This window comes from Pseudomonas sp. PDM13 (assembly GCF_025685765.1).
Taxonomy (GTDB): Bacteria; Pseudomonadota; Gammaproteobacteria; order Pseudomonadales; family Pseudomonadaceae; genus Metapseudomonas; species Metapseudomonas solani.
Genome location: NZ_JAOTQU010000019.1, coordinates 146,894 through 158,496, shown reverse-complemented (window position 1 = coordinate 158,496; position 11,603 = coordinate 146,894). Strand labels below are relative to the sequence as shown.

The following is an 11,603-nucleotide window of genomic DNA, read 5'->3' as shown; positions in this document are numbered from 1 at the left end:
GCAAACCCGCGCCCAACCAGCGGCTGGTCTTCAACAACAAACCGCAAGCGGGGTATCCGCAATGAAGCGCCTGCTGCTGGCCCTTATCATCCTTGCCCTGGCCGGTTGCGCGACAGGTTCCGGCCGGCCGAGGCTACCCTATGACTACTGGTACGTCGGTCTTGCCGCGCCGCGCTTCATGGAAGTCTGGGTGGAAAGCGTGGATGTCATCGATCGTCGAGGACTGGCGTACTTCCATATCCATGGTGGAGTCGTCAGCTACACCGGCAGCCCGGTTGGCTGGCACAACGGCGGTGGCGCCATGAAGCAGGCATCCAATGTCGACTTGCCCGAAACGCTGTTCGTGCGCTGGCAGTCCCTGGTGGAGCCCCAGACCTACAAGCTGCGCATCGATATCCCGCAATGGGTGCGCGACGAGATGGTCAAGCCACAGCGCACCTACTGCCAAGGCTCCAAAAGCTGGGAAACCGACTACCGCAAGATCGTCTCCATCGGCATGGCCCCCGGCGGCTTCGCCAAGGCCTGGGTGGGTGGGCCATGCCTGTCGAATATCGAGATCGGGCGCTACCAGGCCAAGGTCGATACGAGGGGCCCCTATGAGGGCAACTCCAATGGGCGCTATTACCGCCCACCCACTGAGGCCGCGCAGGCTTATATCGAGCAACACGGCATCCCTTATGAATCCTGGTAATCGTTAGCGATCCAATTCTCCGGCACCTGGCTGCCGGGTATAGTCACGCCCGGCACTACCTCTTCAAGGATGAACCATGCGCCCTCTCCTGCTGCTCTGCTACCTGCTGCTCACCGCTTGCCAAAGCAAACAGATCCCCGCCAACCAGACCTGGCCGGTTCCGCCAGAGCGGTTGTTCGCCTATCAGGAAACACCGGCCGAGCCGAGCCAGTACCTGATCGTCAACCGCGACGATGCCTGGTGGGGGCGCAAATGCCTGGCCAGCGTCTACATCAATGGCCAGCTCGCCGTGCAGTTGGAAATTGCGGAATCGGCCGCTTTCCAGCTCCCCTACGGCCAATGGGACCTGGCCGTCGACGCCGGCGATTGCGGCCGCGCCCAGCTCACGGTGCCGCTGTCCAACCTGGCCGCCAGCCGCTACCGGATCGCCTTCGACGTCGAGGCCAACGTGCAGCTGCTGCCCACCGAGGCGGGCAACAGCATCCTGTGCAGGTACGGTGGCTGTGGTGGTGGCCGCTCGGTATTCCGGCCGCGAGTGGTGTTCTGACCCATCACCCGATGCACCGCTGCGTTGGGCCTCGCAGGCTCGGCGCCAACCTACGGCTGTGCCAAGCCGGCGACGTAGCCCGGGCCTCAGCCCGGGGCAGGCTTGGCAACGCACCGCTGGGTGCGTTGCCTGGGAGACTGCTCAACCGACGCGCAGCACCGCCACCACTTCCTGGCTGACCCAGCGCCGCAGCATGCGGTTTTCCGGGTGGAAGCAGTAGACGCTGAGCAGATCATGCAGGCCGGATTCGCTCACCACCGCCTCCTCTTCGAACCAGCCGTTGGCAGTGCGCAGGCGCACGCGGCGGTGTTGGTCGTCGCAGAGGCGGAACAGGGTCCGGCGGTTGATATCGGTGTTGAGCAGGCGGCGCAGGTCGCGGGTGGAAAACCAGGCTTCGTGGCCCATCAGGAAAGCGCGCAGTTGACGCTGGTGGCGCAGGAAGGTGCGAGGGGTGATCTCGGGAAGGGTCATGGCAGTACTCCATCCTGTGATAGAGCCGCCACCTACTGCATGAAGGGTGGCGGACCGTGCGAGGTGGAAGTACCGGGAAGTCACACAAAACCGGCTGGGCGCGAGCCCACTCACACGGTCCGCCATAGACTGCCGACGCGAGGCGTCGCTATGGCGTGTGGACTTCGAAGAACACCGGGCTTCCACACCCGACCGCTTTCTGTGGAAAGCAGCGGCGGAACCCTATCCAAGCCCTTTGTAGGCGCGCAACGGCGTTGCCTTGTAGGCGTTTTCCATAGCGCGGGCCTTTGCAACGTTGCCCCATCGAGCGCAGCAGCGTTGGGCCAAGCCGGCTAGTTCACCTCGTCCAGCAGTTCGGCGCGGCTGGGCTCGGGGAAGCCGAGGGTGCGGTAGCGCGGCGGGTAGAAGCCGGGGGCTTCTTCGAGCAGGTCGCCCAGCAGCGCCATGGCCTGTTCCCACGAAACGGCGCGGGTCTCGGCGTCGCTGCAGTCTTCGTTGGGGCGCACCAGCACCAGGCGGTCGACGCGGGGCAACAGGCTGTCCACGCCCTCGGTCCAGCTGGCGATGGAAAACAGCTGGTCGGGGTTTTCCTGGGCGGCGTACAGCTGGTAGTTGGCGACGAAGATGTCGGTGCTGTTCTCCTGGTGGATCAGGTCCAGCGCGTGCTTCTGGGTGTCGTATTCGTTCTTGGTGGTGAGGTAGCGCATGCGCGCCAGGCGGGCCTGCAGCAGCGGGTGCTGCACCGGGTAGGTCGCCACCTTGCCGTCCTCGTAGCAGTACAGCCCGGTGGAGATGGCGCGGCCTTCGCTGGCCGACTGCAGGCTCAGCTCGACCATGGCAGCAAGCGCGTGACCGTCGTGGTCCCCGGTCACCAGCAGGGTTTCGCGGCTGGGCACCATGAACACGGGCCGGCCCTTGAGCGGCAGGCGCTCGAGCACATCGGGCAGGAAGATGCGGCTGATGTCGTAGCTGTCGTTCCAGTCGCCCCGGAACAGCCCCGGCACCACCTCGACGAAGCTGTCGGCGGTGGTGTCGCGCAGGTTGGTCAGGGCGATGGCCAGGCCCTCTTCCAGGGTGATGCCCCAGCTTTTGTCAGGGCCCTGCACCAGGGTGGCGGTTGATTCGGGGTGGTCGATGGCCAGCAGCACCACGGCGTCATCGCCCATGGGCAGGTAGACGGGGCTGAAGTCCAGGTCGTCGCCTTCGGTGCGCACCTGGTGCAGGCGCAGCTCTTCGATCATGCCGCGGCTGCGGATCACCGGCAGCAGCAATGGGCGCGCCTCGTCCAGGGGCAGCGCGCGGCTGCGCTGGTTTTCGCAAAGTGCAGCGATGTAGTTGTTCAGGGTTTCGCGGCGCCGCGCGCCACGCTGGCTGCAGTACTCGCGGTAGGCATTGTGCAGGTTGAAGAAGGCGCTTTCGCCATACACCAGGCGGAACTCCCGGGGGCGATAGGTCAGCTCGCCCTTGAAGCCGGCCTTGCGTGCAGCGGACTCGAAGAGCACGGCGAAGTCATCCGGGGAGGGCTTGCGGTTGAACAGAAAATCCAGAAATCCCATGGCGATACCAAACGATGAAAAAGCGTCGCCGAACTTTAGAGGAGCGGATGCCGCCGCACCAGCACGCCGATGCATGGGGCGCACGCAAGATAATCCCTGAACCTTTGTTCGCCTTCCGGCACCCAAAGCCATGAGTGCCATACAAAAAAGGTACGGCGACCGCCGCCCCTGGCGGTCACGGCGTTGAGCCTCCGAACAAGGACACGACGATGAACACCACCACTTCTGATGCCTACGCAACCGCCCTGGAAGTCACCGACGCTTCGGGCGTCTCCTGGAGCGCGGTATTCGCTGGCGCGGCGGCTGCCGCTGCGCTGTCCCTGATCCTCGTGCTGCTGGGCTTCGGCCTCGGCTTCGCGGCCATCTCGCCCTGGCAACACGAGGGCATCAGCGCCGAGGGGCTGGGCTTTGCCAGTATCGCCTGGCTGGCCTTCACCCAGCTGGCCGCGGCCGGCTTGGGCGGCTACCTCGCCGGGCGCCTGAGGTTGCGCTGGAGCCGCCTGCACGGTGACGAGGTGTTCTTCCGCGACACCGCCCACGGCTTCCTCGCCTGGGCCGTGGCGACCCTGGTGACCGCCGCCTTGCTGGTGGGCACCGTCGGCAACCTGGTGGGCGGCGGCGTGCAGGCCGGCGCGGCCGTGGCAGCCGGTGCCAGCGCCGGTAGCGCACCCGGTGCCAGCGATGATGCGCAGAACCCCTATGGCTACTACGTGGACACCCTGTTCCGCGACGACCGCCCCGCCCCCACCGTGGACGATGCCGCCCACGGCGTGGTGTCGCGCATCTTCGTGCGCAGCCTGGCCGAAGGTGGCCAGCTGAGCCCCGAGGACCACGACTACCTGGTGCGCCTGGTGGCCCAGCGCACCAATCTCTCCCAGGCCGAGGCCCAGGCCCGTGTCGAGCAGGTGCATGCCATGGCCCGGCAAGCGGTGACCGATGCCCGCCAGGCCGCCGACGCCGCCCGCAAGGCCGGCATCCACGCCTCGCTGTGGATGTTCGTCGCCCTGCTCATCGGTGCCTTCACCGCCAGCTTCGCCGCCACCCGCGGTGGCCGCAGCCGCGACACGGTGACCGACAGCCTCGCCTACCACCGCTCCGCCCCCCTTCGCTGAACGAGGAAACGACCATGCGCTCGCTACTGCTCTGGTTCCTGGGTGTACCTATCCCGATCATCATCCTCATCGCCCTGCTCACCTGAGCCGCGATGACAACGAAAAGGCCGCTGCTCCGGGAGGACAGCGGCCTTTGTGTTTTGTGCGTGGGGGGAAGCGCATCGCGAATGAATTCGCTCCCACGATCGGTGTATCCCTGGCACTGCGTAGGTCGGGTGAAACCCGACGCCCCCATTCAGCGATCGGCCGGGTGGTTGACCCCGTCGCTGGTGGGCACTTCGCCCAGGTCGAAGGGGTTGACCCCCTCCAGGCAGCCGACATTGAAGCCGTATTGATGCGGGTTGGAGCGGCGCTGGTGGTGGGTGTGGATGCCGCAACGGGAGCAGAAGTAATGCCGTGCGGCGAGGGTGTTGAACTGGTAGAGCGTGAGCACGTCGGCACCCTGTACCACGCGCAGCCCGGCCAGCGGCACGCTGGCGACGATGGCGCCCTTGCGCCGGCACATGGAGCAGTCGCAGCGGCGCGGGTCCACCACCCCGTCCGGCAGGGTCAGCTCCAGCACCACGGCGCCGCAGTGGCAGCTGGCGCGATGAAGGGGAAGGATCGGGGTGTCGCCTACCTGCTTGATCATCGTTGTGCTCCTGGATAATGCCCTCAGCTGCGCGCGAAGGTCGCCGCTTCGGCGATCTGCTCGGCGTCGGGGCGGATACCGGTATAGAGCACGAACTGCTCCACCGCTTGCAACACGATGACTTCGCCACCGGTGATCACCCGCTTGCCGAGGGCACGGGCGGTGCGGATCAACGGGGTTTCCACGGGAATGGCGACTACGTCGAAGATCACCTCCGCGGCGTCGATGGTGGCCTCGTCGAAAGCCAGCTGCCCGGCCTCGGGGCCGCCATCCATGCCGATGGGGGTCACGTTCACCAGCAGGCGCGGGCGCAGCTCGCCCTGCTCCGCCTGCCATTCGTAGCCGCAGGTGGCGGCCAGGGCCTGGCCCCGTGATTCGTTGCGCGCCACCAGGGTGCCGTTGACGAAACCGCTGTCACGCAGGGCGAAGGTCACCGCCTTGCCCATGCCGCCGCTGCCGCGCAGGGCGAAGTCCGCCTGCGGGTCGACGCCATGGCTGAGCAGCAGGCTGGCCACCGCCAGGTAGTCGGTGTTGTAGCCCTTGAGGTGGCCGTCGTCGTTGACGATGGTGTTGACCGACTGGATCACCGCCGCCGAGGAGTCCAGCTCGTCGAGGTGGGCGATGCAGGCCTCCTTGAACGGCATCGACACCGCGCAGCCACGGATGCCCAGCGCGCGGATGCCGCCGATGGCGGCCGGCAGGTCCGCCGTGGTGAAGGCCTTGTAGACGTAGTCCAGGCCCAGTTGCTCGTAGAGCGAGTTGTGGAAGCGCGTACCGAAATTGCCGGGGCGGCCCGACAGCGACATGCACAGACGGGTGTCCTTGTTCAGGGTGCGGGGCATTGCGTGGCTCCGTTGGGGAAGGTGGACGGAAAAATCACGGCCCGTGGGGGGCGACCGGTTCTGGTGCGGCGCCGCGCTTGAGCGCGGCATAGAGCAGGCCGGTGACCAGGCTGCCGGCGACGATGGCCAGCAGGTAGGCGAGCACGTGGTTGATGGCGTTGGGGATGAGCATCACGAACAGCCCGCCGTGGGGCGCCATGAGCTTGCAGCCGAAGTACATCGACAGCGCGCCGGTCAGCGCGCCGCCGGCGATGCTGGCGGGGATCACCCGCAGCGGGTCCTTGGCGGCGAAGGGGATGGCGCCCTCGGAGATGAAGCACAGCCCCAGCACCAGTGCCGCCTTGCCGGCCTCGCGCTCGCTCTGGGCGAACTTGCGCCGCGCCAGCAGGCAGGCGATGCCCAGGCCGATGGGCGGCACCATGCCGGCCGCCATGGTGGCGGCCATGGGCGCGTAGCTGTGGGAGGCCAGCAGGCCGACGGAGAAGGCATAGGCGGCCTTGTTGATCGGCCCGCCGAGGTCGACGCACATCATACCGCCCAGCAACACGCCCAGGAGGATGGCGTTGGTGCTGCCCATGCCGTCGAGGAACTGGGTCAGCGCCGCGAGCATGCCGGCCACCGGTTTGCCGACCACGTAGATCATCACCAGCCCGGTGATCAGGCTGGCCAGCAGCGGGATGATGAGGATGGGCTTGAGCGCCTCCAGGCTCTGCGGCAGCTTCACCCAGCGGCTGATGGCCTTGGCCGAGTAGCCGGCGAGGAAGCCCGCGATGATGCCGCCGATAAAGCCCGCGCCCAGCGTGGCGGCCAGCAGCCCGCCGATCATCCCCGGCGCAAGGCCCGGGCGGTCGGCGATGGAATAGGCGATGTAGCCGGCCAGCAGCGGCACCATCAGCTTGAAGGCGGTGTCGCCGCCGATCTGCATCAGCGCGGCCGCCAGGGTGCCCTGCTCCTTGAAGGCCTCGATGCCGAAGACGAAGGACAGGGCGATCAGCAGCCCGCCCGCCACCACCATCGGCAGCATGAAGGACACGCCCGTGAGCAGGTGCTTGTACACGCCTTTGGCTTCGCCCTTGCCCTCGGCCTGGGTGCTGCCGGGCTTGCCGGCCTGCTGCACCTGGGCATCAGCCAGGGCCTTGCGCAGGGTGGCTTCGGATTGCTTGAGGGCGACGCCGGTGCCGCAGCGGTAGACGCGCTTGCCGGCGAAGCGGGCGGTGTCCACTTCGATATCGGTGGCCAGCAGCACCACATCGGCGGCAGCGATGGCTTCGGCCGGCAGCGGGTCGCGGGCACCCACCGAGCCCTGGGTTTCCACCTGCAGTTCCATGCCCAGGCGCGCGGCGGCCTGCTTCAGCGCCTCGGCGGCCATGAAGGTGTGGGCAACGCCCGTGGGGCATGCGGTGACGGCTACCAGCCGTGGCCGCTCGCTGGCCACGGCAGGTGCAGGCGCGGCCTGTTCGGCCCGTACCTGGGCCTCGCGCTCGGCACGCAGGAGGAAGGCTTCCGGCTCGTGCAGGGCCTCGGCCGGGGTGGCCAGGTAGAGGCGCTTGCCGGCGAAGCGCGCGAGGTCCAGCGGGCCGGTCTTCACCACCAGCACCCAGTCGGCGTCGGCCACGGCCTCGGCGGACAGGGGCTCGCCGCCGGGCATCTCCACCCCGGGTGTCCAGCCCAGGCGGCGGGCGGCGCCTTCCAGCAGGCGCGCGCTGATCAGGCTGCTGACCGCGCCATTGGGGCAGGCGGTGACAAGGGCGAATTTCATCGGGGTACCTCGTGTTGTTCTTCTACGGGCTGCACGAGCACCGCGCTTTCCAGCGCGGCCAGTTGCGCCCGGTCATTGATGCCGAAGCCGATCTGCGTCACCGCCTGGGCGGCGATGGCGGTGGCGTGGGCCAGGGTGCGCTCGGCGGGCCAGCCGGCCAGCAGGCCGTGGACCATGCCCGCCAGCAGCGAATCGCCGGCGCCCACGGTGCTGGCCACCTTCACCTTGGGCGGGCGCGCCTGCAGGGCCTGGCCCCGGCTGAACCAGCGCACGCCCTCGGCGCCCATGGACAGCACCAGGTGCTCGATGCCGGCGGCCTGCAGGCGCGCGGCCTCCTCGGCCTGTGCGGCCAACTCGTCGAGGGGGCGGCCACAGGCGTCGGCCAACTCCTCGGCGTTGGGCTTGACCAGCCAGGGCGCGCTGGCGAGCCCGGCGCGCAGGGCCGCCCCGCTGCTGTCCAGCGCCACCCGTGCACCCAGCCCATGCAGGCGTTGCAGCAGCGTGGCGAACCAGTCGGCGTCCACGCCCCGTGGCAGGCTGCCGGCCACCACCACCAGGTCGTGGCCGGGCACCAGGGCGTCGAGACGGCGCAGCAGTTCGTCCCGCGCGGCGGCGTCCACGTCCGGGCCGGGGCCGTTGATGTCGGTGATGCGGCCGTCGTCTTCGGCCAGCTTGAGGTTGCTACGGGTTTCGCCCTCGACACGGACGAAGGCGTCGTGGAAGCCGCGCCGGGCGAACAGCGCCTCGAAGGGCTGGGCGTTGCCGGCGCCGAGGAAGCCGCTGACGCTGAGGGAGTGGCCGAGGTCAGCCAGCACCTGGGCGACATTGAGGCCCTTGCCGGCGGCGTGGCTGACCAGCGCCTGGCCCCGGTTGACCGCACCGGGCTCCAGGCGCGGCAGGCGCAGGGTGAGGTCCAGCGCCGGGTTGAGGGTGAGCGTGAGGATGCGTGCCATCAGAATTTCTCCGCCAGGGCGCGTACCGCTTCGGCGCTTTCCGCCGCCAGCGCCACGCCTGCCAGTTCCTGGGCGTCGGCCAGGCTGAGCTCGCGGATGCGCGCCTTGACCTCGGGCACGCTACGCGCCGCGACGCTGAGTTCGTCCACCCCCAGCCCCACCAGCAGCGGCACCGCCAGCGGGTCGGCGGCCAGTTCGCCGCACACGCCCACCCATTTGCCCCGCGCATGGGCAGCACGCACGGTGAGTTCGATGAGTTGCAGCACGGCCGGGTGCAGGCCATCGGCCTGGGCCGAGAGCGTCGGGTGGCCACGGTCGATGGCCAGGGTGTACTGGGTCAGGTCGTTGGTGCCGATGCTGAAGAAGTCCACCTCGCGGGCCAGCACCGGGGCCAGCAACGCGGCGGACGGCACCTCGACCATGATCCCCAGCTGCAGGTCGGCCTGGGGGATTTCCTCCGCCAGGCGCAGTGCCATGTCGCGGGCCTGGCGCCATTCGGCGACGCTGCCGACCATGGGGAACATGATGCGCAGCGGGCGGCCGTCGGCGGCACGCAGCAAGGCGCGCAACTGGGTTTCCATCACCTTGGGCCGCTGCAGGGTCAAGCGCACGCCGCGCAGGCCGAGGAAGGGGTTTTCCTCATGGGCGATGGGCCAATAGGGCAAGGGTTTGTCGCCGCCCACGTCGAGGGTGCGCGCCACCAGCGGGCGGCCGTCGAGGGCGTCGAACACCTTGCGGTAGTCAGCCTCCTGGGTCGCCAGGTCGGGCGCCTGGGAATGGGCCATGAAGATGAATTCGGTGCGCAGCAGGCCGACGCCTTCGGCGCCCTGCTCCACCGCCGCCACGGCGCCGGCGGCGTCGCCCAGGTTGGCGCAGACCTCCACCCGGTGGCCATCGCGGGTTCGGGCCGGTTCGTTCTTGTGCGCCTCGGCCTCGCGCAGCAGGCGCTCGCGGTCCTGGTGCTCGGCCCGGGCGCGCTCCAGCAGGGCCTGCTCCGGTGCCACCACCAGGCGCCCGCGGCCGCCGTCCAGCAGCAGCGGCGTGCCCGGCTCCAGGGCCAGCACCCCGGCCCCGGCGCCGACCAGGGCGGGAATGCCCAGGGCTCGGGCGACGATGGCGCTGTGGGAGGTGGCACCACCGCGCGCGGTGAGGATGCCGGCCACGCGGGTGCGGTCCAGCCGGGCGACGTCGGAGGGCGCCATTTCGTCCAGCACCAGCACATAGGGCTGCTCGGGTTCGACCTGGTCCTCGACGCCACAGAGCTTGGCCAGCACGCGGTGGCCGACGTCGCGCAGGTCGGCGGCGCGCTCGGCCAGCAGCGCATCCTGCAGGGACTCCTGCTGGGCAGCGGCGGTGCCGATCACGCTGGCCCAGGCGGCAGCAGCACTCTCGCCGCGTTGCAGGCGGGCCTCCACCTCATCGCCCAGGCCCGGGTCGGCGAGCATTTCCAGGTGGGTGATGAAGATCTCGCGGATGGCCTTCACCTCGCTGCGCTCCACCAGGGCCTCGATCTCCGCGCGCACCTGGGCCAATGCCTGGTGCAGGTGCTTGCGCTCGCTGGCCGGGGATTCGCCACGGGCGGGGTAGTCGAACGCCCGCGCGACACGCACATGGGCCGGGCCGATGGCGATGCCGGGCGCGGCCGGTACGGCGTTGAGCAGGCTGCCCGGAGCCGGTGCGCCGGGAGTGGTTTCCTCGGCCTCGGACTCAGGCTGTTCGGTACTTGTGGTCGAGCCGGCGGCCAGGGGCTCCACCTCCTCGCCCAGGCCTTGCTCCACCGCCTGGCGCAGCACCGGCAGGGCCTGGTCGGCGATGCCCGGTTCGGCCAGCAGTTCCAGCACCTGGCCACGGCGGATGCCCAGGCCCAGCAGTTTGCTCAGGCTGCGCGCACTGACCGCGGGCAGGCCGCTGTCGGCGATGCGCACCCGCACCTCCCCGGCGAAACCCTGGGCCAGTTGCGCCAGCTCCTTGGCCGGGCGGGCGTGCAGGCCGTGGGCGTTGGCCAGGGGTACGCGCAGGCTGGGCCACTCGGCGGTGACGTCGCCGGCCAGGGTTTCCAGCACCCGGCGGCGGTCGGCGGCCTGGGCCAGTTCGGAACCGCGCCCTTCGATAAGCAGTGCGCAGAGCCGCTCCAGCAGCGCCACGTGGGCGTCACCTCGGCTGGCCAGGCAGAACAGCCCGGCCAGCGACTGGCCCTGGTGACGCAGCGGCGTGCGCGGGGCGACGAAGGCCAGCCCGGGGCGGTTCACTGCGTGGCTGCTGTCCAGCCACCAGAGGCCTGCGCCCAGGGGCAGCGCGTCGCCCTGCAACAGCTGGGTGGCATAGCCCTTGTCCACGCAGCCGGCACGGCGCAGCAGGCGCGCGCCTTCCAGGGCCAGTTCGTCGAAGTCTTCGGCGGCGCTGCCGAGCGTCACCAGCTGTTCGTCCAGCGCCAGCTCGCCGGGGCCACCCTGGAGCAGCGCGATGATGGCGTCGGCGGTTTCGGCGCGGCGCAGCTCGGCGCCCAGGTCACCTTCGCCGAGGGCACGGGTGAGCAGCTGCAGGAGGCGCAGGTGTTCGTCGGTTTTCGCGGCAATGCCGATGGCCAGGTACACGCGCTGGCCGTCGCCCCAGTCCACACCCTCGGGGAAGTGCAGCAGGCGCACGCCGGTGGCGTGGACCATGTGCCGGGTTTGCGGGGTGCCGTGGGGAATGGCCAGGCCCTGGCCGAGGTAGGTGGAGCCCTGCCCTTCACGGGCTTGCAGCGCGGCCAGGTAGCCTTCGGCGGCGAGCCCGTCGTCCACCAGGCGGCTGGCCACCAGTTGCAGGGCTGCGGCCTTGTCCGCCGCCGCCAGGCCCATGGACACCAGAGCCGGGGTCAGTTCGAGCATGCCGTTTCCTCCACGCGGGCCTTCAGGCCCTGTTGTCGTTGTGCGATGAACCTTCAGCTTAGGCGCTGCCCAACCCTTGGCAGAGGGTGGTTGCTATCTGGACAAAAGCCGTGCTGAATCGTTTCACTAATCCAGGGCGGCACGTTACTCGATATTCTTCGCCGCTTGAAG

General features: G+C 69.1%; 10 protein-coding genes. 3 read left to right on the top strand and 7 right to left on the bottom strand.

Annotation, left to right across the window (positions count from 1 at the left end):
- The coding region (locus OEJ36_RS20065; protein ID WP_317891591.1) for a DUF2931 family protein at positions 1-691 on the top strand (691 nt) is incomplete at its 5' end.
- Positions 692-767: 76 nt separating this feature from the next.
- Complete coding sequence (locus OEJ36_RS20060) at positions 768-1,238, top strand: hypothetical protein (RefSeq protein WP_263403061.1); 471 nt, start codon at positions 768-770, stop codon at positions 1,236-1,238.
- Between the two features lie 141 nt (positions 1,239-1,379).
- On the opposite strand, the gene OEJ36_RS20055 is transcribed toward OEJ36_RS20060, so the two are convergent.
- Together OEJ36_RS20055 and OEJ36_RS20050 are read right to left on the bottom strand one after the other, a co-directional pair.
- Positions 1,380-1,709 (bottom strand): hypothetical protein, encoded by a 330-nt coding sequence (locus tag OEJ36_RS20055; protein WP_043244725.1) that lies wholly within the window; start codon positions 1,707-1,709, stop codon positions 1,380-1,382.
- A gap of 332 nt (positions 1,710-2,041) precedes the next feature.
- Positions 2,042-3,265, bottom strand: coding sequence for a hypothetical protein (locus tag OEJ36_RS20050; protein ID WP_263403060.1), 1,224 nt, complete (start codon positions 3,263-3,265; stop codon positions 2,042-2,044).
- A 209-nt stretch (positions 3,266-3,474) separates the two neighbouring features.
- Between OEJ36_RS20050 and OEJ36_RS20045 the strand changes: the two genes are divergently transcribed.
- Positions 3,475-4,377: a hypothetical protein gene (locus OEJ36_RS20045; RefSeq protein ID WP_263403059.1), complete on the top strand. Its 903-nt coding sequence runs from the start codon at positions 3,475-3,477 to the stop codon at positions 4,375-4,377.
- A gap of 235 nt (positions 4,378-4,612) precedes the next feature.
- Here OEJ36_RS20045 and OEJ36_RS20040 read toward each other — a convergent pair whose 3' ends face one another.
- From OEJ36_RS20040 to ptsP, 5 genes are read right to left on the bottom strand one after another with little or no spacing between them, the layout of a single operon-like run.
- Positions 4,613-5,008 (bottom strand): GFA family protein, encoded by a 396-nt coding sequence (locus OEJ36_RS20040; protein WP_263403058.1) that lies wholly within the window; start codon positions 5,006-5,008, stop codon positions 4,613-4,615.
- A 23-nt stretch (positions 5,009-5,031) separates the two neighbouring features.
- Positions 5,032-5,850: a shikimate 5-dehydrogenase gene (locus OEJ36_RS20035; protein WP_263403057.1), complete on the bottom strand. Its 819-nt coding sequence runs from the start codon at positions 5,848-5,850 to the stop codon at positions 5,032-5,034.
- Between the two features lie 34 nt (positions 5,851-5,884).
- Positions 5,885-7,609 (bottom strand): fructose-specific PTS transporter subunit EIIC, encoded by a 1,725-nt coding sequence (locus OEJ36_RS20030; RefSeq protein WP_263403056.1) that lies wholly within the window; start codon positions 7,607-7,609, stop codon positions 5,885-5,887.
- On the bottom strand, positions 7,606-8,562 hold the full coding sequence (gene pfkB, locus OEJ36_RS20025) for a 1-phosphofructokinase (RefSeq protein WP_263403055.1): 957 nt from the start codon (positions 8,560-8,562) through the stop codon (positions 7,606-7,608). Before pfkB ends, OEJ36_RS20030 begins: the two co-directional genes overlap by 4 nt.
- The gene (gene ptsP, locus OEJ36_RS20020; RefSeq protein WP_263403054.1) at positions 8,562-11,432 is read right to left on the bottom strand and encodes a phosphoenolpyruvate--protein phosphotransferase; all 2,871 of its coding nucleotides are present in this window, start codon (positions 11,430-11,432) and stop codon (positions 8,562-8,564) included. Before ptsP ends, pfkB begins: the two co-directional genes overlap by 1 nt.
- Between the last annotated feature and the right edge of the window lie 171 nt (positions 11,433-11,603).

Coding starts and splice junctions, on each gene's coding strand:
- OEJ36_RS20050 (WP_263403060.1), bottom strand. CDS start 3,265: ATGGGATTTCTGGATTTTCTGTTCAACCGCAAGCCCTCCCCGGATGAC.
- ptsP (WP_263403054.1), bottom strand. CDS start 11,432: ATGCTCGAACTGACCCCGGCTCTGGTGTCCATGGGCCTGGCGGCGGCG.
- OEJ36_RS20055 (WP_043244725.1), bottom strand. CDS start 1,709: ATGACCCTTCCCGAGATCACCCCTCGCACCTTCCTGCGCCACCAGCGT.
- OEJ36_RS20030 (WP_263403056.1), bottom strand. CDS start 7,609: ATGAAATTCGCCCTTGTCACCGCCTGCCCCAATGGCGCGGTCAGCAGC.
- OEJ36_RS20060 (WP_263403061.1), top strand. CDS start 768: ATGCGCCCTCTCCTGCTGCTCTGCTACCTGCTGCTCACCGCTTGCCAA.
- OEJ36_RS20040 (WP_263403058.1), bottom strand. CDS start 5,008: ATGATCAAGCAGGTAGGCGACACCCCGATCCTTCCCCTTCATCGCGCC.
- OEJ36_RS20035 (WP_263403057.1), bottom strand. CDS start 5,850: ATGCCCCGCACCCTGAACAAGGACACCCGTCTGTGCATGTCGCTGTCG.
- pfkB (WP_263403055.1), bottom strand. CDS start 8,562: ATGGCACGCATCCTCACGCTCACCCTCAACCCGGCGCTGGACCTCACC.
- OEJ36_RS20045 (WP_263403059.1), top strand. CDS start 3,475: ATGAACACCACCACTTCTGATGCCTACGCAACCGCCCTGGAAGTCACC.